Origin of the sequence: Corynebacterium marambiense (assembly GCF_016342275.1) — a bacterium.
GTDB lineage: Bacteria > Actinomycetota > Actinomycetes > Mycobacteriales > Mycobacteriaceae > Corynebacterium > Corynebacterium marambiense.
This window is the reverse complement of record NZ_JAEIOT010000007.1, coordinates 125,667-148,217: the sequence shown is the minus strand read 5'-3', so window position 1 is coordinate 148,217 and position 22,551 is coordinate 125,667. Positions and strand designations below refer to the sequence as shown.

Annotated in this window: 20 protein-coding genes and 1 tRNA gene; 15 read left to right on the top strand and 6 right to left on the bottom strand. The window is 64.5% G+C overall.

The window, feature by feature from the left end; all coding sequences use genetic code 11:
* The first annotated feature begins 154 nt into the window (after nt 1-154).
* The 5 genes from JDV76_RS05775 to JDV76_RS05755 all read left to right on the top strand — a co-directional run bounded on the left by JDV76_RS05775 (nt 155) and on the right by JDV76_RS05755 (nt 6,929).
* Nucleotides 155-2,008 carry a methylmalonyl-CoA mutase family protein gene (locus JDV76_RS05775; protein ID WP_198736421.1) on the top strand — a complete coding sequence of 618 codons (1,854 nt, stop codon included), beginning with the start codon at nt 155-157 and terminating at the stop codon, nt 2,006-2,008.
* A gap of 8 nt (nt 2,009-2,016) precedes the next feature.
* A complete protein-coding gene (gene scpA, locus JDV76_RS05770; RefSeq protein ID WP_198736420.1) occupies nt 2,017-4,302 on the top strand; it encodes a methylmalonyl-CoA mutase in 2,286 nt (761 codons plus the stop codon).
* Nucleotides 4,303-4,318: 16 nt separating this feature from the next.
* Nucleotides 4,319-5,422: a methylmalonyl Co-A mutase-associated GTPase MeaB gene (gene meaB / locus JDV76_RS05765; RefSeq protein WP_198735926.1), complete on the top strand. Its 1,104-nt coding sequence runs from the start codon at nt 4,319-4,321 to the stop codon at nt 5,420-5,422.
* Between the two features lie 136 nt (nt 5,423-5,558).
* Nucleotides 5,559-5,990, top strand: coding sequence for a cupin domain-containing protein (locus JDV76_RS05760; protein WP_198735925.1), 432 nt, complete (start codon nt 5,559-5,561; stop codon nt 5,988-5,990).
* A gap of 312 nt (nt 5,991-6,302) precedes the next feature.
* Complete coding sequence (locus JDV76_RS05755) at nt 6,303-6,929, top strand: dihydrofolate reductase family protein (RefSeq protein WP_198735924.1); 627 nt, start codon at nt 6,303-6,305, stop codon at nt 6,927-6,929.
* Nucleotides 6,930-6,942: 13 nt separating this feature from the next.
* Here JDV76_RS05755 and JDV76_RS05750 read toward each other — a convergent pair whose 3' ends face one another.
* From JDV76_RS05750 to JDV76_RS05740, 3 genes are all read right to left on the bottom strand, one after another.
* On the bottom strand, nt 6,943-8,472 hold the full coding sequence (locus tag JDV76_RS05750; RefSeq protein WP_198735923.1) for an SDR family NAD(P)-dependent oxidoreductase: 1,530 nt from the start codon (nt 8,470-8,472) through the stop codon (nt 6,943-6,945).
* 128 nt (nt 8,473-8,600) lie between these two features.
* Nucleotides 8,601-9,149, bottom strand: a complete 549-nt coding sequence (locus JDV76_RS05745; protein ID WP_198735922.1) for a hypothetical protein — start codon at nt 9,147-9,149, stop codon at nt 8,601-8,603.
* 423 nt (nt 9,150-9,572) lie between these two features.
* Nucleotides 9,573-9,658, bottom strand: a tRNA-Leu gene (locus tag JDV76_RS05740).
* A gap of 171 nt (nt 9,659-9,829) precedes the next feature.
* On the opposite strand from JDV76_RS05740, the gene JDV76_RS12835 reads away from it, so the two are divergent.
* The 4 genes from JDV76_RS12835 to JDV76_RS05720 all read left to right on the top strand — a co-directional run bounded on the left by JDV76_RS12835 (nt 9,830) and on the right by JDV76_RS05720 (nt 14,325).
* Nucleotides 9,830-11,434 carry an ABC transporter transmembrane domain-containing protein gene (locus JDV76_RS12835; protein ID WP_272487624.1) on the top strand — a complete coding sequence of 535 codons (1,605 nt, stop codon included), beginning with the start codon at nt 9,830-9,832 and terminating at the stop codon, nt 11,432-11,434.
* Nucleotides 11,431-13,254, top strand: a complete 1,824-nt coding sequence (locus JDV76_RS05730) for an ABC transporter ATP-binding protein (RefSeq protein ID WP_198735921.1) — start codon at nt 11,431-11,433, stop codon at nt 13,252-13,254. The genes JDV76_RS12835 and JDV76_RS05730 overlap by 4 nt, the downstream gene beginning before the upstream one ends.
* Nucleotides 13,255-13,303: 49 nt before the next feature.
* Nucleotides 13,304-13,843, top strand: a complete 540-nt coding sequence (locus tag JDV76_RS05725) for a YbhB/YbcL family Raf kinase inhibitor-like protein (RefSeq protein ID WP_198735920.1) — start codon at nt 13,304-13,306, stop codon at nt 13,841-13,843.
* 71 nt (nt 13,844-13,914) lie between these two features.
* A complete protein-coding gene (locus JDV76_RS05720) occupies nt 13,915-14,325 on the top strand; it encodes a hypothetical protein (RefSeq protein WP_198735919.1) in 411 nt (136 codons plus the stop codon).
* 7 nt (nt 14,326-14,332) lie between these two features.
* Here the strand turns inward: JDV76_RS05720 and JDV76_RS05715 are convergent, their stop codons facing one another.
* From JDV76_RS05715 to JDV76_RS05705, 3 genes are all read right to left on the bottom strand, one after another.
* Nucleotides 14,333-15,436, bottom strand: coding sequence for a quinone-dependent dihydroorotate dehydrogenase (locus JDV76_RS05715; protein ID WP_198735918.1), 1,104 nt, complete (start codon nt 15,434-15,436; stop codon nt 14,333-14,335).
* A gap of 120 nt (nt 15,437-15,556) precedes the next feature.
* Nucleotides 15,557-16,654: a WD40 repeat domain-containing protein gene (locus JDV76_RS05710; RefSeq protein ID WP_198735917.1), complete on the bottom strand. Its 1,098-nt coding sequence runs from the start codon at nt 16,652-16,654 to the stop codon at nt 15,557-15,559.
* 93 nt (nt 16,655-16,747) lie between these two features.
* On the bottom strand, nt 16,748-17,686 hold the full coding sequence (locus JDV76_RS05705; RefSeq protein ID WP_198735916.1) for an aldo/keto reductase: 939 nt from the start codon (nt 17,684-17,686) through the stop codon (nt 16,748-16,750).
* A 184-nt stretch (nt 17,687-17,870) separates the two neighbouring features.
* Between JDV76_RS05705 and JDV76_RS05700 the strand changes: the two genes are divergently transcribed.
* The 6 genes from JDV76_RS05700 (at nt 17,871) to hisG (ending at nt 22,455) form a co-directional block, all read left to right on the top strand.
* Entirely contained in the window at nt 17,871-18,695 is an 825-nt protein-coding gene (locus tag JDV76_RS05700) for an undecaprenyl-diphosphate phosphatase (protein ID WP_198736418.1), read from the top strand.
* A gap of 68 nt (nt 18,696-18,763) precedes the next feature.
* The gene (gene mshC, locus JDV76_RS05695) at nt 18,764-20,029 is read left to right on the top strand and encodes a cysteine--1-D-myo-inosityl 2-amino-2-deoxy-alpha-D-glucopyranoside ligase (RefSeq protein ID WP_198735915.1); all 1,266 of its coding nucleotides are present in this window, start codon (nt 18,764-18,766) and stop codon (nt 20,027-20,029) included.
* 68 nt (nt 20,030-20,097) lie between these two features.
* Nucleotides 20,098-20,505 (top strand): hypothetical protein, encoded by a 408-nt coding sequence (locus JDV76_RS05690; protein ID WP_232958934.1) that lies wholly within the window; start codon nt 20,098-20,100, stop codon nt 20,503-20,505.
* 17 nt (nt 20,506-20,522) lie between these two features.
* Nucleotides 20,523-21,287 (top strand): HAD family hydrolase, encoded by a 765-nt coding sequence (locus JDV76_RS05685; protein ID WP_248141047.1) that lies wholly within the window; start codon nt 20,523-20,525, stop codon nt 21,285-21,287.
* Nucleotides 21,284-21,556 carry a phosphoribosyl-ATP diphosphatase gene (locus tag JDV76_RS05680; RefSeq protein ID WP_198735914.1) on the top strand — a complete coding sequence of 91 codons (273 nt, stop codon included), beginning with the start codon at nt 21,284-21,286 and terminating at the stop codon, nt 21,554-21,556. Before JDV76_RS05685 ends, JDV76_RS05680 begins: the two co-directional genes overlap by 4 nt.
* 53 nt (nt 21,557-21,609) lie before the next feature.
* Complete coding sequence (gene hisG / locus JDV76_RS05675) at nt 21,610-22,455, top strand: ATP phosphoribosyltransferase (RefSeq protein ID WP_198735913.1); 846 nt, start codon at nt 21,610-21,612, stop codon at nt 22,453-22,455.
* Nucleotides 22,456-22,551: the final 96 nt, after the last annotated feature.

Below are 22,551 nucleotides of genomic sequence, written 5' to 3'. Positions count from 1 at the left end.
GGGGGGTGAGGTGTTTATCGAATTGACTCATGGGGTGCGGTGACACCGGTTAGACTCAAATACTGCCGTGAAGGCAGCCACGACGACCGATGGACAGGATGTTCTCACCGTGACCACTACACAAAATGACCGTGAGCACCTACAGGAAGCCCCGGTGGAGTCCCCGGGGCTTCCCGATGACTTCAGTCAGCGCCAGGATGCCTGGTACAAATCAGTCGCCGGCGTCTTCGCCCGGGTACAGCGCAAGGACGTCGCCGATGTGCCGCTCGATGTGTGGAAGAAGCTCATCAAGACCACCTACGACGGGATCGACGTCCGACCGCTCTACACCCGTGCCGATGAATTCTCCGAGGCCGCGGCACCTGGCGTGTTCCCGTTTACCCGGGGCAACGAGGTCAAGGACGCCCAGCGCGCGGGGTGGGGGGTCACGGAGACATTCGGACGGGACGCCGTCGAGAATGCCGCCGCCGTCAACAAGCAGATTCTGCACGCGCTATACAACGGGACCACGGACGTCGTTCTTGATCTCACCGGAGAGCTGACCGCGTCCGATCTCGGGGACCTGCTGAGTGGTGTCCTGCTCGATCTGGTTCCGCTGCGGCTGACTGCGGGTGTGGACACCCCCGCCGCAGCCCGTGAGCTCTACAAGCTGGCGGGGGTGGCGGACAATCCAGACAAGATCACCCTTGAGTTGTCCTGCGCCCCACTGACCGCTTCCGTGGATGCCACCGCTTCCGTGGACCTCCCGACGGCCCTCGAACTCGCGGTTGAGGCGTCCGCGCGTCCCGGTGACGTCCGTGCGCTCCTCGTTGACGGTGTCGCCTTCAGCAACCAGGGCGCGACCGACGCCCAGGAGATCGGCTTCGCGTTGGCGACCGGCGTCGAGTACCTCCGCGCGCTCGTCGACGCCGGACTCGACACCGCCGCTGCCCTGCGTCAGATCTCTTTCAGGTTCGCCGCGACGGATGATCAGTTCGCCCAGATCGCCAAGTTCCGGGCGGCCCGCCAGCTGTGGGCCCGGGTCGCCGAGGTCGTCGGTCACGCGGAGGCCGGGGGAGCACCCCAGCACGCGATGACGGCTCCGGTGATGTTCAGCCAGCGTGATCCGTGGGTGAACATGCTCCGCAGCACCGTCGCTGCATTCGCCGCCGGCGTCGGTGGCGCGACCGACGTCGAGGTCCTGCCCTTCGACGCGGCTGTCAAGGGAGGCCTGCAGGGAACCTCGAGGTCCTTCGCACACCGGATCGCACGTAACACCAACCTCCTGCTCCTCGAGGAGTCACACCTCGGCTTCGTCGTGGATCCCGGCGGCGGATCCTACTTCATCGAGGACCTCACCCGGGAGCTCGCCGATGCGGCGTGGTCCATCTTCACCGGTGTCGAGGCAGACGGTGGGTTCCGCAGCTACCACGAGTCCGGCGCCCTGCAGGCGGCTCTCGATGAGTCCTACGAGACCGTCCGAGCCGATGTGGCACACCGGAGGAAGCAGATCACGGGTATCAACGAGTTCCCGAACCTCGCCGAGAAGCCACTTCCGGCCGACCGCCGGGTGGAGCCCGCCGGTGTTCGCCGGTGGGCCGCTGAGTTCGAGGCGCTGCGCAACCGGTCCGATGCATTCCTCGAGGAACACGGCGAGCGACCGCGTGCGGTGCTCATCCCGATCGGCCCGCTGGCCAAGCACAACGTGCGGACGGGCTTCGCGACGAACCTCCTCGCCTCCGGCGGGATCGAGGTCGTCAACCCCGGTCAGCTCGTCCCCGGAACCGACGAGTTCAAAGACGCAGTGAAGGACGCTAAGATCGCCGTTCTCTGCGGTGCGGATCCGGAGTACACCGCAACCGGCGCCGAGGCCGTTCAGGCGGCCCGTGCCGCCGGGGTCGGCACCCTGCTGGTGGCCGGTTCCCCGAAGTCCTTCACCGAGGCGGAGGACACCCCCGATGACTACCTCAACATGACCATTGACGCCGCGGCCACCCTGGCCGGCCTGCTCGAGACGCTGGGAGCGTGACGAACACCATGAGCACCATCCCGAATTTCCACGACATCCCACGTACCACCGGCGAGGCCCCGTCGTCCGTCGATGATCCCGGCAAAGCCGCGGACCAGATCTGGGCAACGCCCGAGGGCATCGACGTCAAGCGTGTCTACACCCGTTCCGACAGGGACGCCGCCACCATCGGTGACGGAGAGCGGCCGCCGCATCCGCTGGACACCTTCCCGGGCACCCCGCCCTACATGCGTGGCCCGTACCCGACCATGTACACCAACCAGCCGTGGACGATCCGCCAGTACGCCGGTTTCTCCACCGCAGCGGAGTCCAACGCGTTCTACCGGCGGAACCTCGCGGCAGGGCAGAAGGGCCTCTCGGTCGCCTTCGACCTGGCCACCCACCGCGGCTACGACTCCGACAACGAGCGGGTCCTCGGTGACGTCGGTATGGCCGGCGTCGCCATCGACTCCATCCTCGACATGCGCCAGCTGTTCGAGGGAATCGACCTTGGCGCGGTGTCCGTCTCGATGACCATGAACGGCGCCGTCCTGCCGATTCTCGCCCTCTACATCGTCGCGGCCGAGGAGCAGGGCGTCGGCCCGGAGCAGCTCGCGGGGACCATCCAGAACGACATCCTCAAGGAGTTCATGGTCCGCAACACCTACATCTATCCGCCGAAGCCCTCGATGCGGATCATCTCCAACATCTTCGAGTACACGTCGCTGAAGATGCCGCGGTTCAACTCGATCTCAATCTCGGGCTACCACATCCAGGAGGCCGGAGCGACAGCCGATCTCGAACTCGCGTACACCCTCGCCGACGGCGTCGAGTACATCCGTGCCGGTAAGGACGTTGGTCTCGACGTGGACAAGTTCGCCCCCCGGCTGTCCTTCTTCTGGGGCATCTCCATGTACACCTTCATGGAGATCGCGAAGCTCCGTGCCGGCAGACTCCTCTGGAGCGAGCTGGTCGGCGGTTTCGAACCCAAGAACAAGAAGAGCCAGAGCCTGCGCACCCACTCGCAGACCTCGGGCTGGTCGCTGACCGCGCAGGACGTGTTCAACAACGTTCCGCGTACCTGCATCGAGGCCATGGCTGCGACCCAGGGGCACACCCAGTCGCTGCACACCAACGCGCTGGACGAGGCACTCGCGCTGCCGACCGATTTCTCCGCGCGCATCGCCCGTAACACCCAGCTGCTTCTGCAGCAAGAGTCCGGAACCGTCCGCCCGGTGGACCCGTGGGCGGGTTCCTACTACATCGAGTGGCTGACCAACGAACTCGCGAACCGTGCCCGGGCACACATCGAGGAGGTCGAAGCCGCAGGCGGCATGGCACAGGCCACGGCTGAGGGCATCCCGAAGCTCCGCATCGAGGAGTCCGCGGCCCGTACCCAGGCCCGCATCGACTCCGGACGTCAGGCACTCATCGGTGTCAACAAGTACATCGTCGAGGAGGATGAGGAAATCGAGGTCCTCAAGGTCGACAACACGAAGGTGCGTCAGGAGCAGCTCGAGAAGCTCGACCGGCTCCGCGCGGAACGGGACAATGAGGCCGTCCAGGTGGCGCTGGACAAGCTCACCGAGGCCTGCCGGATGGAATCGAAGGAGGCCGGCGACCTCGAGCACAACCTCCTGAAGCTCGCCGTCGACTGCGCCCGCGCCCAGGCGACGGTCGGCGAGATCTCCTACGCCATGGAGAAGGTCTTCGGCCGGCACGAGGCTGAGATCCGCACCCTATCCGGCGTGTACAAGGACGAGGTCGGAAAGGAAGGTGCTGTGAGCAACGTTCAGCGCGCGATCGCGATGGCCGATGCATTCGAGGCCGAGGAGGGGCGTCGTCCGCGTATCTTCATCGCGAAGATGGGGCAGGACGGACACGATCGTGGCCAGAAGGTCGTGGCCTCCGCCTACGCGGATCTCGGAATGGACGTCGACGTCGGACCTTTGTTCCAGACGCCAGCTGAAGCTGCCCGCGCCGCTGTCGACGCCGACGTGCACGTTGTCGGCGTGTCCTCCCTGGCAGCCGGGCACCTCACCCTGGTGCCTGCGCTGAAGGAGGAGTTGGCGAAGCTCGGACGTGAGGACATCATGATCATCGTTGGCGGGGTCATCCCTCCGGGCGATTTCCAGGATCTCTATGATTTCGGCGCCGCCGCGATCTACCCGCCCGGCACCGTCATCGCGGATTCCGCCATCGACATGATCACGAAGCTATCCGCGAACCTCGGCTTCGACCTGGACCTTCCGGACGACCTGCAGGCCGAGGCCGAGGCGTCCGAGGGCTCCTACGGCACGCCGGTCGAGGCGTAGAGAGGTCCAGGGGAAGATGAGCATCGACGATGAGTTCCTCGAGCACCACCTCGGTTCGCTCACGACGACCGCTGGGACCGATCTCGGTTCCGCGACGGCGGTAGCCCCGGAGGTGGTGCGTCGTGCCCGTCGTCGGATTGATGTCGACGAGCTCTTCGAGGCTGTCCGGAACCGGGACAGGACCCGGATCTCTCGGGCGATCACGCTCCTCGAATCAACGGCTCCCGCACACCGAGTCCTGGCCCAGGAACTCCTCGTGCGTCTGCTCCCGTTCTCAGGCGATGCGCTACGGGTGGGGATCACCGGCGTTCCAGGCGTGGGGAAGTCGACGTTCATCGAGGCTCTCGGGATGAAGCTCATCGGGGAGGGACACCGGGTGGCGGTCCTCGCCATCGACCCATCCTCGACGAGGACCAGGGGGTCGATCCTCGGGGACAAGACCCGCATGTCGAAGCTCTCCATCCAGGATGACGCGTTCATTCGGCCCTCACCATCGGCGGGCACCCTCGGGGGAGTGGCCAAGGCGACCCGGGAATCTATGGTTGTCTTCGAGGCCGCTGGTTTCGACATCATCCTCGTCGAGACGGTCGGCGTGGGACAGTCGGAGGTCGCGGTGTCGAATATGGTCGACTGTTTCACCTTCCTCGCTCTCGCCGGCGCAGGAGACCAGCTCCAGGGCATCAAAAAGGGTGTCCTCGAGATGGCGGATCTCGTGGCCATCAACAAGGCGGACGGACCGAATACGAAGACGGCGAAGCGGGCGGCCCGTGAACTGGCCGCCGCGCTCCGCATGGTCAGGAGCGAGGACGCCGTCTGGCATCCGCCGACCATGACGATGTCGGCGGTCGAGGGTGAGGGCGTCGACAAGTTCTGGGACACCGTGCAGGAACACCATGAGGCGATGCTCAAGTGCGGGAAATTCGAGGAGAACCGGAGGGAACAGCAGGTCGGCTGGATGTGGTCGATGGTGCACGAAACCCTGCTTCAGCGACTGAACACCAGCGGCCGGGTGAAAAAGACCCGGGCCTTCGTTGAGGACCAGCTTCGCCACGGACGGATCACCCCGACGCTCGCCGCGGAGAAGATTCTCGAGGCATTCGACGCCACGACAGGCCACTGAGGTTTGTCGTGTCGCGCTCGTGATTGGCTCTTAGCACAGGAGAAGCTAGTTCTGACATGGGGCAATGCAAAGGGCTCCCGAGGTGGGTACAGTGGGATCTGTAAACAGAATACCCTATAGATAATAGGAGACTCATATGTCTGACCTTCGTGCCGACCATGGTCCGAACCCGTATGTCCTCGACATCGAGAAGGCCACCAAGGACAACGACAACTTCCGCGACACCCTGTGGACCGGCAAGTTCCTCCAGATGACGGTGATGAGCATTCCCGCAGGTGGGGAGATCGGCGCCGAGGTCCATGACGACCATGACCAGTTCCTCCGCCTCGAAGCCGGAGAAGGCCACGTTATGATCGGCGACGACCCCGACAACCTGGACATCGACCAGACCGTCGAGGATGACTGGGCGGTCTTCGTTCCTGCAGGAAAGTGGCACAACGTCGTGAACGAGGGCTCCGAACCGCTCAAGGTTTACTCGATTTACGCGGCTCCGGATCACGTCAGGGGAACGATCCACGCAACTAAGGAAGACGCAGACAACGATCCGAACGAGCAGCACGACGACTGATCGATCGTCGCGTCCCGCAGTCAGGCGGCTCCCCACCGGGTTAACGGGCGGAGAGCCGCTTTTTCTTTATGAACCCGTCCCTTCCTGTCGGTCTGCGCACGTCACGACGGCCCCGGGGCGAGAGGTTGATTCCGGTTCCCCACCCTTAGGGGTGGTATCCAGTCAGTCTCCGGCTGTTCCTCTAGCAAGGCCAGGGAAAAAAGACCTATTCTGGGGGTATCGACCGGACCCGTCCGGGGTACCACCCCCGCTCCGGTCCACGACCCGCCGGTCGGCGGGTCGTGAGGCAACAACCCGAGAGGAAACGCAGTTATGCAGCGGAATTGGAAGGGACTCGTCTTCATCGTCACTAGTCTGGACGGCTTCATCGCCCGACCAGACGGTGATGTCAGCTGGCTCCTGGATCAGGATCACGGCATCGAGCACCCGGTCAATCATGCCCCCGGTGTCGCCGGAGATTTCTCGCGGGTTTTCGGGGAGACCGATGCCGTTGTCATCAGTCGTCCAGCGTTCGACAAGTTGAATGACCTGCCTGAGTGGCCGTACCCCGGTAAGGATGTGATCGTGATGACGTCCCGGGAGTCCTTCTCGGACGAGAGAGCCACGGTGGCGCGTGACCTCGATGAGGTGGTGTCCCTGATCGCCGATCGGGGATACAGGGGCGTATTCATCGACAGCGCGGGAAAAATCCGGCAGTTCCTGGAGCGTGGTCTGGTTGACGAGTTGACCGTGACCACCGTCCCCCTGGTCCTCGGGGACGGTATCCCGTTGTTCGGCGGAGTGAACTGCGATATTCCTCTCCGGCTCATCGGTGCCGGTACAACCCGGGAGGGCTACGTTCACGCCAGCTACGAAGTCCTGCCTCCGATCCCACACAATCACCCGCATGATGCAACCCAGTCCTACACGCCGAACGTCAAGCGGCCACACATCGACTGATGTGGGAGCGCCTTCACCACGCGCTAGGAACGTAGTTCTTCAGGAAGCATCCGTAGAGGTCCACGCCGTTCTCACCTTGAACGATGGGGTCGTACACCCGGGCCGCTCCGTCGACGAGATCAAGCGGGGCGTGGAACCCTTCGTCGGCGAGCCGGACCTTCGTCGTGTGCGGCCGTTCGTCGGTGATCCAGCCAGTGTCGACGGCGGTCATCAGGATGCCGTGCTCGGCGAGTTCCCCTGCGGCCGTCCGAGTCAACATGTTCAGTGCGGCCTTCGCCATGTTGGTGTGCGGATGCCCGGGCCCCTTGTACCCCCGACCGAAGATACCCTCCATCGCGGAGACGTTGACGATGTATCTGCGCCGCGCAGGCGAAGCCTCCATCGCCGGGCGCAGCCGGTCGATGAGGATGAACGGCGCCGTGGCGTTGCACAGCTGGACCTCGAGCATCTCCAGGGGGTCGACTTGTCCGATGCGCGCCACCCACGAGTTATGGCTGACTTCATCGGGCACTAGGCCACCCGCGTCGATGGCTGTTCCGTCAGTGACCCGATCCATCGCGGCGGAGCCACCCGTCATCGCCAGTGCGGCGAGACGGGAGGCGTGAGCCTGGGCGGCGGCGGCCACCGTATCGATCATACGGCCACCATCAGCACCGAGCGATGCGACCGCGGCGTCCCCGTCTGTGCCCGCGCCGGTGAGGGTCGCTGGGTGGAGTCCTGAGGTCGACCCCAGGGAGAACACTTCGACCTCCTGCTCGACACCCTCGAGCGGTGCGGACTCGGCATCGACGAGGCCCGAGTAGGCGCCAGGAGAGCGCCGAACGGTCTGCGCGGCATTGTTGATCAGGATGTCGAGAGGTCCCGCCGCAGCGACGGAATCGGCAAGGCTGATGACCTGCGCCGGGTCCCTCAGATCGACGCCGATGACGTGGAGCCGGTGGATCCACTCGGGGGAGTCGGCGACCGCGGTGAACCGACGAACCGCATCCCTCGGGAAACGCGTGGTGATTGTCAGGTCCGCGCCATCGCGGAGGAGTTTGAGCGCGATGTACATGCCGATCTTTGCACGCCCACCGGTGAGCAGCGCTCTCCGACCAGAGAGATTCACGCGGGCCTCCCGGCGTCGTCGGTTGTCCGCGGCGCAATCTGGGCACAGCTGGTGGTGGAACGAGTCCACCAGTGTGTAGGGCTGTTTGCACACGTAACAGTTCTGGGCACGCTGAAGACGCCCTGCGAAGCCGTGTGGGGTAGCCACCGCACCGGGTTCGAGTTGAGCGGTGGCACCCTCGGCGGGAGTGATGAGAAGCCCGGAGGTCTCGTCGTCGATGCGCCGGGGATTCGCCGTAGCGGTGGCATGCAGGACCGCTTCATCGGCGCGTTTCTGGCGCTCCCGGGCAGCGAGTTTGCGCGATCTCTTGACCTGTTTGAACAGTCCTGCGACCGCCCGCTGGATGCGGACCGAATCCGGGTGGTCGGGATCGAGGCGACCGGCTTCCTCGATAACCTCGAGACACACCTCGAGGTTGTCTGGCGCTATGGACACTGACTTGAATCCTTCCGTCTGCGGACCACATGCCGGACCTGGAGCATCGTTCTGATACTCGGGGGTCCGGGCAACGGGTGTGTGCGGCTCCGGAAGACTCTACCCGGTCACTCAGACGTCAGAGGAACTCAGTTCAGGAAGGGCTGCAGCGAGATCCAGGTGAGTTCCGGTGTCGTGGTAGCCCCGGCTACGGCCGGGTTGTAGAAGCCGAACACGGCGGGCTTTCCTCCCGACTCGATGGGGATCTCCCACGTCTGTTCGGTAGTGGTACCGACGCGCCACTTGGCGGGACATGTCAGATCATCGACCAGCGCACCGATGTCGTCGAGCTGGGTGGCGGGATCTGCGCCCGGGTTCGCCGCGAGACCAGGGACATCATCCAAGTCCATCACGGGGGCATTGGCGTACCCCTGAGCATCCTGAATGACGACGATCGGTTTAGTTCCGCACTCCTCGCCTGTTAATCCACCCCGGGTGTTCCGGACTCTAGTCTTGATGACAGCAACAGGTCCGGACGTGTCCTTGCGCAGCGACGCGCTGTCGATGGCGATGTCCACGCCCACACCGGAAACCGGTTGACCCGGACGGACTGTCTGAACGTTGCTCGGAGTGAAGCCCACGGAACCACCGTCATCGGGTCTGACGAGGGCGTCGCCGGCTCCACCCGCACCCGGCATCGGGGCAACCGTACCGGACGAAAAGGTCTGTTGCGTCGGTGAGGTCGGGGACGGCGTCGTTGAGCTATCTCCGATCTGCCGGAGTAAACCTGGTGAGACGCAACCGGAACACAGGACTGTCACTGTGGCGGTCGCGATCGAGATGGCGACTGTTCTATGGAGCATTGTTATCCTCGCGTATCTCGGGATTCGGTCTGTGCACCCATGTGTGCACAGATAAAGAATAATCGCCTGAATCGTAACGTATTCAGCTCATACAGTGGACTCTTGTCGCGGAAAACACCCCTCATCCCTCGGACGTGTCATCGCCGGTCGGGACACCGCACCCTGCGTCACAACCGTTGGCTAACACGTCGCTAACACTGCTTTCTAGAGGGACGAAAAACCCGAGGAACACGGCAGTGTTCCTCGGGTTTTTAACTGTGTCCGGAGGGGGACTTGAACCCCCACGTCCGTTAATAGGACACTAGCACCTCAAGCTAGCGCGTCTGCCATTCCGCCACCCGGACTTGAGTGGATGTATCTTTTTGTTTTCCAGCCTCCCCGGCTGGACACTCGCATACTTTAGCCCGAAATGATCGACGGGATCAAATCCCCAGTACAGAGTGGCTTTCGGATCCTGCACAGTGGCTTCACTGCTGGCGGCCCGGCCACTGACCCCATCGGTGTATCGTCATCTCATGCCCACGATCCATCTGAACCGGGCCCGCCAACGCTCCTGGTCCTGGTTCGTCCCTACCGAACCTCCCGCCGAGAACCCGTTCCACGGCAGGACCGGGAGAATGTCTCCGTTCCGGACGACGCTCTCGGCACTGCTCAACCATCCGCGGATCGTGCTGCTCGTCATATCGATGACACTGGTGTCCGAGGCATGCGGTATCGCGTTGTCCCGGATTGCGGGATGGTCGACCGGCGCTGTCATTGACACCGGGCACACGGTTGCGCTGCTCGGCACCGTCTCCCTCATCCTCGTGTTGCAGGGGATCGGCTTCTGGAGCGAGGCGGCGAAGATCGGCCTCAACGACATGTCCATCGCCCGGATGGTCCACGGTCTCCGGCTGGAACTTACCCAGAATCTGATGGTTCTCGAAGCCCACACACTGACGCCAGGCACGGTTCTCACCACGGTGGACGAGGATACGTCGGCCCTCGCGGAGGTCAAGCAGTCCTTTGATTTCACACTGTCCCTCTTCTTCTATCTAACAGGTTCGGCACTGGTGATCGCCGCAGTCGACTGGCGCCTCGCTGTAGGCGTCGTCGGCGGCGGAGTCTGCACCGCGCTCGTCGCGGCTGCCACCGCCGGTCCGTTGACCCGGGTCGCGGAGGCACGTCGCGCGGCTGAGTCTCGGTCTGTCTCACTCGCAACGGATTTCGCCCAGGGGTCACGAATTATTAAGGGGCTCGGGGCTGTGGAGACCAGTCAGGCGCGTTTCGATGCCGCGGCGGGAGACGCACTGACGGTGATGCTCCGTGAGGTGCGCATCGGCGTGTTCATGACGATCATCCGGCAGGCGGTTCCCGCCGTGTTCGGGTTTGGTCTCGTCATCGGGGCGGCACTGCTCGCCTTCGAAGGGCGGATAACCCCGGGAGAGTTCCTCACGGTCGTTCTGCTCGCACCCCCTGCGCTCACCGTCACCGGGTTCTCCCTGGGATTCTTTATCGACGTCTGGTCGAGGGCACAAGCGTCTGCGGGCCGGATCGGCAGGTTCGCTGCCGCACTGACTTCCCCGGAAAGGATCTCAGCGGAGACCTCACCAGCGGTCCCGGAGAGGGGACTCACGGTGTGGGCTCCGGTGACCCCGGAAGGTCGCCGTGCCGCGGCAGAGGAGGCCCGGAAGCTGGCAGTTGTGCCCGGCGTCCTCGCCCCACCGCACGGGGTGAACATCTTCGAAGGTACGCTCCGCGAGAATATCGACCCGACCGGTGAACTATCCACCGGTCGGGTCCGTGCTGCCCTCGACGCAGCATGCTGCGGGGACATCGTCACCAGGCTTGGCGGGTACGGACCGGACGGTGATCTACCGGACGCCGCGATCGGGGAGGCAGGTCTCAATCTCTCCGGTGGACAGCGTCAGCGCGTCGCTCTGGCCCGGGCCCTCGCGGCCGACGCCGAGATCCTGCTCCTCGATGAACCGACGACCGGTTTGGACGCCGTCACCCTTGACGACGTGGCCCGGGCGGTGACGAGGTTGCGCGGAGCGCGCCCGACGGTGATCATCACCGCCGGGCGGGCGTGGCGAGCCGTCGCAGACCGTGTTCTCACCGATGCAGAGCTCCTCCGATGACGACCTCGCTCTCCGGCGACCGCCGGCATCACGACGCTCTGGCCCCTGCATCCGTGCGGGACATCGGTCGGTGTATCCGCTCGCTGCCCAGCTTTCCGGGGGCCGGTTGGTGGCTCCTCACTGCGGCGGTGTTCGTACTCAATCTAGGGTCGATGACCGGTTCCTCGACGCTCCTCGGGAGATCCGTCGATCTCATCTCCGGCCTCGCCGTACCCGGTTTCGGTTCCGGTCGCGACGGATTCACCTCACTTCTCGTCGCCGTTGGGATCCTCATGTTCCTCGAGTTGATCACCCGTCCCGCCGCGGCCTACCTGATATTCTCCGCTACCCGGAGACTCACGGTCGATCTCCGGCGCCGATGTCTGGCGGCGACCCTTGAGGCGCCGATCCCGGACGTCCTCGAACTCGGTACCGGAAACGTGATGACCCGACTCACCAAGGACATCGACACGGCGTACCGTGCTGTGCAGAGCATCGGCACCCGCTTCATAGTGACTACCCTGATGTTCCCGTTCACCTTCGTCGCGCTCACCCTGATCTCGCCTTGGTACCTGCTGCTCTTGATCCTTCTCCCGGCCATCTTCGCCGTTCCCGTGAAGCGGACCCTGAACGGGCTGCCTGCCGCGACCAATGCGCTATCCACCGCGCAAGCGCGTCGCAACAACATGTTGCTCGACACGATCCGGGGCATGCCGACCATCCGGGCCTTCGGCGTCCGGGCGTGGGCGACCGAACGTCTGGAGCGCAACTCCTGGGACGCGGTGCAGCGGGAGGCGGACCGGATCCCACTGTTCCTCCGGCTCATCGGAACCGGATACCTCGCTTACGGTCTCTTGCTCGCCAGCGCGATCGCGATGTCGACCCACCTCGTCACACAGGACATGCTGACCACGGGAGAGGCCTCCGCGGCTGTCGTACTCGTCGTCAGACTGGAGATGCACGTCTTCAACGTGCTGGTCTTTACCGGGGAGATCCAGAATGCACTCACCGCGCTCGGCCGCGCGGTCTCACTGGCCCTGCTCTCTGACAACGCAGTCGACGCCCCAGTTCCCGGGGACTGCACCGGTTGCCCCGAGGTCAGAATTGAGAATGTTGGTTTCCGCTACCCCGGTGGCGCACCGATCATCGATGACCTGTCCCTGACCCTCGAGCCTGGGACGATGACTGCGCTTGTGGGGGCGTCGGGCGCCGGGAAGTCAACCCTCGCGGGGCTGATCGCGGGCCTTCAGCGACCGGCAACCGGGACCATCTCTATCGACGGGACCGACACCTCGACGGTCCCGGACACATGGACAGCCCGCCAGGTGGCCCTGATCAGCCAGGAGGTGCATCTATTCTCGGGAACGCTGCGGGAGGATCTCCGGATGGCCACTCCCGACGCGGACGATGCGACTCTCACTGCGGCTCTCTCCCGAGTAGGTCTCGCACCGGACAGCGCCGGCTGGCAACGGTGGCTACCCGATGGCCTCGACACCCGAATCGGCGCCGGGAACGATGACCTCGCACCTGAGATAGAGCAGCAGATATCGCTCGCCCGGATCGTGCTGATCGATCCCCCTGTCCTCATCATGGACGAGGCCACGAGTGAGGCCGGATCGGACAATGCGCGCAGCCTTGAGCAGGCCGCGCTGGCCGTGGCGCGGGGACGTACCTCACTGGTCGTAGCGCATCGCCTCGACCAGGCTGTCGTCGCTGACCGGATCATTCTTATGGACCGGGGCGCCGTGGTCGAAGACGGATCCCATCAGGAGTTGCTCGCGGCCGATGGCCGGTACGCTAACCTCCACGCGCGGTGGAGCGGGCCGCGTGACGGGAACTAAGTGAACCGCAGCACGACACCGTCTTACGAATTCTGTTACAAAGGGGAGCATGACCTCTTACGCAGACGATGCCCGTTTCCCCGGACCCGATCCCTACGCCCCGTTGAAGAACCTCCCGTCCTTCGCCCTGCGCTCCGATGACCTGGAAAACGGCGGTACCTTCGCCGAACGCCATCTCGGAGGAAACGATGTTTCTCCCCACCTCGCGTGGTCCGGGCTCCCCGAGGGCACCAAGTCGATAGCGGTTACCTGCTTCGACCCGGATGCCCCCACGGGGGCTGGGTTCTGGCACTGGGCGGTGCTGAATATTCCGGCCTCAGTCTCAGAGCTCGCGACCGGAGCCGGGGGTGCCACCGTCGAGGGTGTCCCCGAGGCCCTCAGTCTGGTGGGGGACAGCGGTACCCGCGGCTACTTCGGACCGCAGCCGCCGGAGGGACACGGACCGCACCGCTACTTGTTCGCGGTACATGCCGTGGACGTCGAGAAGCTCGACGTTCCGGAAGACGCGTCCCCGGCTATCCTCGGATTCAACCTGTATTTCCACAGCATCGGACGCGCGATTCTCTGGGGCTGGCACGAGAACGCGTGACAGTCAGCGCACCACGGGGTCCCCGCGAGTTGAGGCGGTAACGGCTAAGAAGGCTAGAGTCAGTAACCGTTATGACGAAAAATAATTCCGGCGACAACACTGAACCGCAGCCGGTAAAAGCGGTTCCCCCGGCACTGCGCGTGGGTGGTGCATTCATCGCACTCGCAATCGTTCTCGCCCTGTGGACATTCCTTGAGGTCGTCCTGAACGGTTGGCTGGCACCGTTCCATGTGACGACGCGCTTCCTGCTGATCTGCATCGCTGCGATCATCATCGGTGGTTCCGCCACCTCGGGTCGAACGCAGTACGTGACGATGGGGCGTGTGGTCACCCTCGGTATCGCGCTCGTTTTCATCGTTCTGAGTCGGGTGCTGCCGAACCACACCTACATGGTGATGGGGCAGTACTGGCTACCCTCTTACGCCATCGTCTCGCTGCTCGCAGGTCTGATCATCAAACGCCAGATGATCCCCGTGGCCTAGACCTCACCTAGTTGTCGATCCAGGCCAGGCCGCTACCGACCGCATCCGCGATACCGTCGAGCCCATGGGCCCGGATCTGGGCAGCGATCCCCTTGTGGATATCCCGGATCCACCAGGGACCTCCGTAGATGAAGCCCGTGTACCCCTGGAGCAATGCGGCACCCGCGGTGATCCGTTCCCACGCCTGCTCGGCGGTTTCAATACCGCCCGCACTGACGAGAACTAATTCATCACCGACGCGTTCGTGCAACCTGCGCAGGATCTCGAGGGAGCGTGCGGCAACTGGGGGGCCGGATACACCACCCGCGCCCATCTTCTCAACCTTCTCAGCGTCGGTGACCAGGCCTTCCCGGGAGATGGTCGTGTTCGTTGCGACGATACCCGCGAGTCCGAGCTCCACGGCGAGATCAGCTACTGCGTCAACATCCTTGTCACTGAGATCCGGTGCGATCTTCACCAGGACCGGAGTGTCCGCGACCTCCAAGACAGCCCTCAGGATCGGGCGGAGAGACTCCACCGCCTGCAGGTCCCGGAGTCCCGGTGTGTTAGGGGACGAGACGTTGACCACGAGGTAGTCCGCCAAGCGACCGAGCATCTTCGCCGACGTCCGGTAATCCTCGACCGCCTCCTCAGCGGGAACTACTTTCGTCTTGCCGATGTTGATGCCGATCACGTCGTTGAGCTTGCGTCGGTGCAGGTTCCGGGCGACCGCGGCGGCACCGTGGTTGTTGAAACCCATCCGGTTGAGGATCGCGCGGTCGGCCCGGAGCCGGAACAGGCGCGGCTGGGGATTCCCCGCCTGCGGCGAGGCGGTGACTGTTCCCAGTTCGGCGTATCCGAACCCGAGGGCACCCCAGGCGTCCGCGCAGGAGGCGTTCTTGTCGAAGCCCGCAGCGAGGCCGAGGGGTTGCGGGAATTCGACACCGAACACCTCCTGCCGAAGCACCGGATCGGACACCCCGAGGACACGCCCGAGCAACCGGTTGCTCCGCCCCATGCCGTGAAGCATCTGGAGACCATTCATGATGTAGTTGTGAATACGCTCGGGAGGAAGTGTGAACATGGCCCGTAGCGCGAGGTTGTACAGGGGCCGTGACGGCAGGTCGGACATGATTGATCCTCAAACTCGGTGAATCAGTAAAGAGTGCGTTGTGTACGTGGGGCGAGGAGTGATGACACCTCCGGGGCACCATCCTACGACGATCCGGGGCCAAAACCGCCCCGGGTCCGGTCAGGACGTAATGGTGTCCTCCAGGGCGCTGCCCCGGGTGGTGGCATCAACGATCTGGATGCCGTCGGAACCGACGGCAATCAGGTCTCCGGACCTCGTGATCCCGAGCCCCCGGATGTCGGCGGCGGAATGAAGCGAGCCGACGGCTACGGGTACGCCCTCCGCGACGGAATAAGCGGTGATCAGGTTGTCCGCTGTATCCGAGACCCACACGACCTGGTTCCCGCTGTCCCAGGTCAATGCCCAGGGACTCGCTCCGGCGGTAGCCATCTGGTGGAGCATGATGACCGGGCTCACGGTGTACACGAGCAGCTGCCCGCCCCGGGTGTCGGACGCGAACACCACCCCGGTTCCGGGCTCACCGACGGTCAGCCGACCCACCCCCAGACCAGCACGGAGCGCGGCGCCGGGTTTCGAGTTGGTCCAGTCAACGCCGCTGATCACGGTGTTCCCACGGTCGATCACGACTGCGCGGTCCGACTCCCCGGATACCGGTACCGTGATGAGCTGGTCCACGGAGTCCTTGATGGCGATCCTGGCATCAGTGTCGGATTCCCCGGATCCACCGGGTGAGATTACCAGGACATCGCCGTCACCGGACGCACCCGCCAGGATCCGGCCATCATCGGTCACTGCGGCCGCAGTGACCGGGGCCGACACCCGGATGGTCTCGGAGGACCCGGGGAAGTCGGCGTCGAAGAGTCGGATGATGCCACCATCCTCCTCGTCGGGGCATGCGAGGACGAACGTTGTTTCCCTCGCGGACAGTGGGCCACATCCGGCCGCGATATCGACGACCGCGTTGTCTCCGGCCTCGAACTGTTCCGGTGTGCCGATCCCGAGGTGCCCCCCGGACCGGACGGCCAGAACGTCACCGGCCGCGACGGCGAGATCCGTGAGTTCAGAGTCCGCGAGGACCCCGCCCGGACGGAAAACTCGACCGTCCGTGTAGTCGGCGGGCGGTGATTCGGCCACCGCCGCCTCGGTGAGCTGCGGCAACGACGATTCGTCGACGGGGGAAGGGGCGCTATTGCAGGCCGAGACCACGATGGCTGCAGCGGCGAGCGCGGCGATCAGGACAGGACGTGGGGTAGACACACACGGGACGTTACCAGAGCCCCCGGTTACGTCCCCGTCGCCGGGGCGCTGGGAGAAAGGCCAGTTCAACCACCGCCTTTGGAGTCAGGAACCTTAGAGAGAAACCTCGTCCAGTGCAGCCCTGATCGCCTTCGGCAATCCGGCAGCCAGTCCCCCCAAGACCTCCTCCAGTTGGGCTACGGTGCGTACCCCCATCACCGCGGAGGTCACGGCGCCTCGCCCCCTGAGCCACGCCACCGCTGCGGCGGCCGGCGGAATGTCGAGGCCCTCCGCAGCCGTACACAGTGCGTCAACCACCGTAACGCTCCGCGGAACCAGCAGCCCCTGCACCTCTGCGTCGTGTTTCGGTGACGCACCCCGAGAATCGGTGGGTATGCCCTGCCGGTATTTCCCGGTGAGTACCCCCTGCGCGAGTGGAGCCGCCGCGAAGAAACCGACCCCCAGGTGCTCCGCGGCGGGGAGGAGTTCCTCCTCTGACCGACGATCCAGGAGACTGTATCCGGCCTGCGCGGCGACGATCGTCCGGATTCCACCCGCGGCATGTGTGACCGCCAGCTGCCATCCGGAGTAACCGCGGACGCCGGCGTACCGGGATCGTCCGGTACGCACCGCCCAGTCCAGGGTCTCGGCGACTTCCTCCGGTGGTGTTCGGGGATCCCAGAAACCGACGCTCCACACATCAAGGTGGTCCGTTCCGAGGACTGCAAGGCTGCGGTCCAACTGGGCCATCAGAGCCCGCCGGGAGCAGTCGACCCGTCGCCCTAGGGGAAGGGTGGGGTCGACCCCCGACGAGGACGAGAGCACCAGTTGACCACGATCGACCGTGCGGCGCCGCAGCAGGTCACCGAGCAGCTTCTCCGCAACACCATCGGCATAGGCTGGGGAGGTATCGATCAGTGTTCCGCCCGCATCGACGAACGTGCGGAGAATTGCCCCGGTGTCTTCAGCCGGGGTTGCTTCCCCCCAGGTGGACACCCCGAGGCCCAGTTCCGAGACCCTCAGTCCGCTTGTACCCGCCGTATTTTCTCGCACGGGCACCACCCTAGCGGTCGGACAGAGTACGGTGTGGTGCGTGAGTCTGATGAGTTTCCTCGCCGGTCTGGTGCCCGGCCGTGCCCAAGCATCCCTGTCCGCCGCGGAGGCGTCCCTCCGCACCGCGAGCGACGTCCTGCCTCCACTGCATGCCACAGGTGCCGCCGACGGGTCGGTGGACCAGATGAGCTGGATCCAGACGGTGGTCCTCTCCGTGGTTCAGGGGCTGACCGAGTTTCTCCCGGTGAGTTCCTCCGGGCACCTGCGGATCGTCAGTTCGCTGTTCTTCGGACAGGACGCCGGCGCGTCCTTCACCGCCGTCGTGCAGCTCGGTACCGAAGCCGCAGTGCTCGTCTATTTCGCCAGGGACATCTGGCGGATCGCCACCGGCTGGTTCCGCGGACTGGTCGACGGGTCACAGCGGGGACTCGACTACCGAATGGGTTGGATGGTCATCATCGGTACCCTTCCGGTCGGGATCATCGGCTACCTCGGCAAAGACCTGATCCGCGACAACCTGCGGAACTTGTGGGTCACAGCCGGGATGCTCGTGCTCTTCAGCTTCGTGTTCATCGCCGCGGAAAGGTGGGGAAACAAGAAGCGTTCCTTCGGGGATCTGACCCTTCGGGATGCCGTGCTGATGGGACTCGCCCAGTGCCTCGCCCTGATCCCCGGGGTATCCCGGTCCGGCGGCACGATCTCCGCGGGCCTTTTCCTCGGACTCGACAGAGAGGTCGCGGCACGATTCTCCTTCTTGCTGGCCATTCCGGCGGTTCTGGCCTCCGGGCTCTTCTCCCTGCCGGACGCCTTCGCACCCGAAGCAGGTCAGGCGGCGTCCGCCGCTCAACTCGTGGTGGGAACAGGTATCGCTTTCGTGGTTGGTTACGTGTCCATCGCCTGGCTGCTGAAGTTCGTCTCCACGCACTCGTTCTCCTGGTTTGCGGCCTACCGCATCCCCGTCGGGCTCGCGGTGATAGGACTACTCGCAGCAGGTGTTCTTCAGCCCTGACCGGGTGACTCGGGTTCGTTAACGGGGTCCGTCCGCAACCGTCAACCACCCGCGCTAAAGTTGTCCCCATGCATTCCTGGCCCGAACCAGAGGTCCCCGTCATAGGTGGGACACCGGTACCGCTGAATCTGTTCGACACCGCGGACGCCACAGTCCGTCCCGTCACCGTCGCCGGAGACACCGTCGGCGTGTACGTTTGCGGGATCACCCCCTACGATTCGACGCATCTCGGGCACGCGGCTACCTATCTGACGTTTGATCTGGTCATCCGTCAGCTCAGGGACAACGGCCACGCGGTCAGGTACGTGCAGAACGTCACCGACGTCGATGATCCGCTCTTCGAACGTGCGGCCCGGGACAACGTCGATTGGCGGGAACTCGGGAGCGATCAGACCGATCTCTTCCGTTCCGACATGTCGACGCTCCGGGTGATCCCACCGACCGAGTTCATCGCCGTCACCGATATCGTCGACGAGGTCATCGACCTTGTCTCCACATTGCTCGGCAACGGGAGCGCCTATGTCGTCGATGACGAGCACCCGGACATCTATGCGTCGATCGACGCGACCCCGGAGTTCGGGTACGAGTCGAACTATGACCGCCCGACCATGATGAGGTTCTTCACCGAACGGGGCGGCGACCCGGATCGGCACGGTAAGCGGAATCCGATGGACGCTCTCATCTGGCGCGCCGCACGCCCGGGGGAACCGAACTGGGACGCCCCGTTCGGATCAGGACGTCCCGGCTGGCACATCGAGTGCGCGGCGATCGCCCTGAACCGATTGGGTTCCTCCTTCGCGGTCCAGGGCGGTGGCACCGACCTCATTTTCCCGCACCACGAATACAGCGCGGCCCACGTCGAGGCCGCCACCGGGTCACAGAGGATGGCCGGCCACTACGTGCACAGCGGGATGATCGGGCTCGAGGGAACGAAGATGAGCAAGTCCCTGGGGAATCTCGTCTTCGTCCACCGGCTCACGGCGGCGGGGCATGAGCCGGAGGCCATCCGTCTCGGCGTCTTCGCGAGCTGGTACCGGAGCGACCGCGACTGGTCCGATCAGGTGCTCGCGGATGCGGAGGCCCGGCTCGCGAGGTGGCGCTCCGCTGCGGCCGTGGCGACCGATACCGACGCCGCCACGGAGCTCATCCAACGGGTCCGTGCAGCGTTGGCGGACGATCTCGACACGCCCCGGGTACTCACCATGGTGGATGACTGGGCGGCGACGACACTGTCCGGACACCACGACGCTCCGGACCCCACCGATGCCGGAGATCTGGTTTCCCGTGCCCTGGATTCCCTGATGGGGGTCCCGCTGCTCTCCGCAGCCCACTGACCGGCGCAGACACGGCGGAGCGGAGGGGCGGGCCGACCCGGCCAGCGCGGCTGGTACACAATAGGGGCATGACATCCACGCCCATCAGCCAGCAGTTCTCCCCGGTCGTCGATGAGTTCATTGATGACCTTGAGACCTTCGCGACCGGTTCCTATCTGGGAAAGGACGAGAAGGAGTTCTGGGAGCAGCCCTTCGACCCCGCTGTCCTCCCGCAGCTACGCCAGATCATCGACGGATTCCTCACCGAACTGGACCTTCTTCCGGAATCCCCGGACGCGGATACCTTGACCGGGGTGATCACCCGGTTCATCACCGCGGTCGAGACGTTTAATGCCCGACACGGCGACGCCGTCATCGAACCCGAGGAGTTCGAGGAACTGAACTCCCTGATTTCGCGGTCGGTCACGGTGACCGGCTTCACCCCACCCGAGACGGAGGAAGCCGAGGACGGTTTCGAGCTTCCGGCCTTCGACTAGGGGAGGAGGCACCCACCGTGACCGAGCCGAATCCGCCAGAAGTGGACACCGCTCCCGCCGCCGTCATCTGGGACATGGACGGCACCCTCACTGACACCGAACCCCTGTGGGCAATCGCGACCTACGAGATGAGTGAGCGTATGGGTCGACGCTTGACCGTGGAGAAACATGCCGCCACGATGGGTGGGACCTTCGACAACACGTTCCGGGTATGCGCCGAACACGCCGATATCACCCCGGATGACGCCACCAGGGACAGATATCGGAGGATTCTCTTCGACCGGGTCGCCGAACTATTCTCCAAGCGCCTCACGCTCAACCCAGGTGTCAGGGACATCCTCAACGGGCTCCAGTCCCGGGGCACCCCTATGTATGTCGCGACCAACACGCCCCGCGAGCTCGCGGATCTCGCGATCACGGCCGTCGGGCGTGACTACTTCGCCGACACGGTCTGCGGTGACGAGGTGACGCGGGGGAAACCCGCCCCGGACATCTACCGCGAGGTAGCGAGACGCGCAGGAGTCTCACCGGGGGAGTGCCTGGTCTTCGAGGACTCCCCGACGGGCATGACAGCCGCTCGGGATGCGGGGTGTCGTGTGATCGGAGTACCCGGACCCGCCGGTGACGGGCCCAAGGATGTACCCACACTCGGGGGCCTGACCGGAGCCCCTGAACTCACCGGGGCCGATTTCCGGGGCATAGACGTAGCCACTATCGACGCACTGTTCCGCTCCATCACCCCCACTCCTGCGCCACGCTCCGAACGGGATGTGCAAGAATGAGCGGCGTGAAAGACTTCGACTCCCTGTATGCAGAACTACTCTCCCGTGCCGCCGAACGCCCCGAAGGCTCGGGCACCGTGGCTGCCCTTGACGCGGGTATCCATACCCAGGGGAAGAAGGTCGTCGAGGAGGCCGCGGAGGTGTGGATGGCCGCTGAGTACCAGTCAGACGAAGAGCTCGCCGAGGAAATCTCACAGCTGCTGTACTGGACCCAGGTCGTCATGGTCGCCAGGGGCCTGAAACCTGGGGACGTCTACAAATACCTCTGAGACTCTACCGTCGCACCGTCCACCACGTACCCCTGAAGGATCCCCGGGAAATCATGCTCAAAGTTGCCGTACCGAATAAGGGCTCTCTGTCCGAATCCGCCGTCGAGATTCTCTCGGAGGCCGGCTACACCGGACGTGGAGACAGCAAGGCTCTGACCGTCACCGACAGAGCGAACAACGTCGAGTTCTTCTTCCTCAGGCCCAAAGACATCGCGATCTACGTCGCGAACGGTCAACTCGATCTCGGCATCACGGGCCGCGATCTGGCATCCGATTCCCTCGCCAACGTGCAGGAGGTCCTCTCCCTGGGATTCGGGAAGTCCACCTTCCGTTATGCGGCTCTGGCAGGGGAAAGCTGGTCCGTCGATGACCTGAACGGCAAGCGGATCGCCACGTCCTACCCGAATCTCGTCCGTGAGGATCTCGCCTCCCGCGGCCAGTCCGCCGAGGTGATCCGCCTCGATGGGGCAGTGGAAATCTCCATCCGGCTCGGTGTCGCCGACGTGATAGCCGATGTCGTCTCCACGGGCCGGACGCTACGCAAGCAGGGGCTCAAGCCTTTTGGCGAGCCTCTGGTCTCATCAGAAGCCGTCATCGTCGGGCGTGCTGGTGAGAGCGTCACCGCGGAACAGCGGGTGCTGCTCCGCCGGATCGAGGGCATTCTCCACGCCCAGAACTATCTCATGCTGGATTACAACGTACCTTGTTCGCTCCTCGACGCCTCCACCGCGGTCACTCCGGGTATCTCCGGGCCGACGGTGTCCCCGCTTGCCCTGGACGATTGGGTCGCCGTACGCGCGATGATTCCGCGCAATAACGCTAATGACGTGATGGACGAGCTCGCGGAAATCGGTGCCCAAGCTATCCTCGCATCGGAGATCCGAATCGCCCGGCTCTGATCGCGGGCGCGCTTCGACCCCTGCACCCGGCATTGACCGGTACAGGGGTTTCTTCATGCCCCGGCTCCCCCTGAATCGGATATGCCCGAGGGGCGG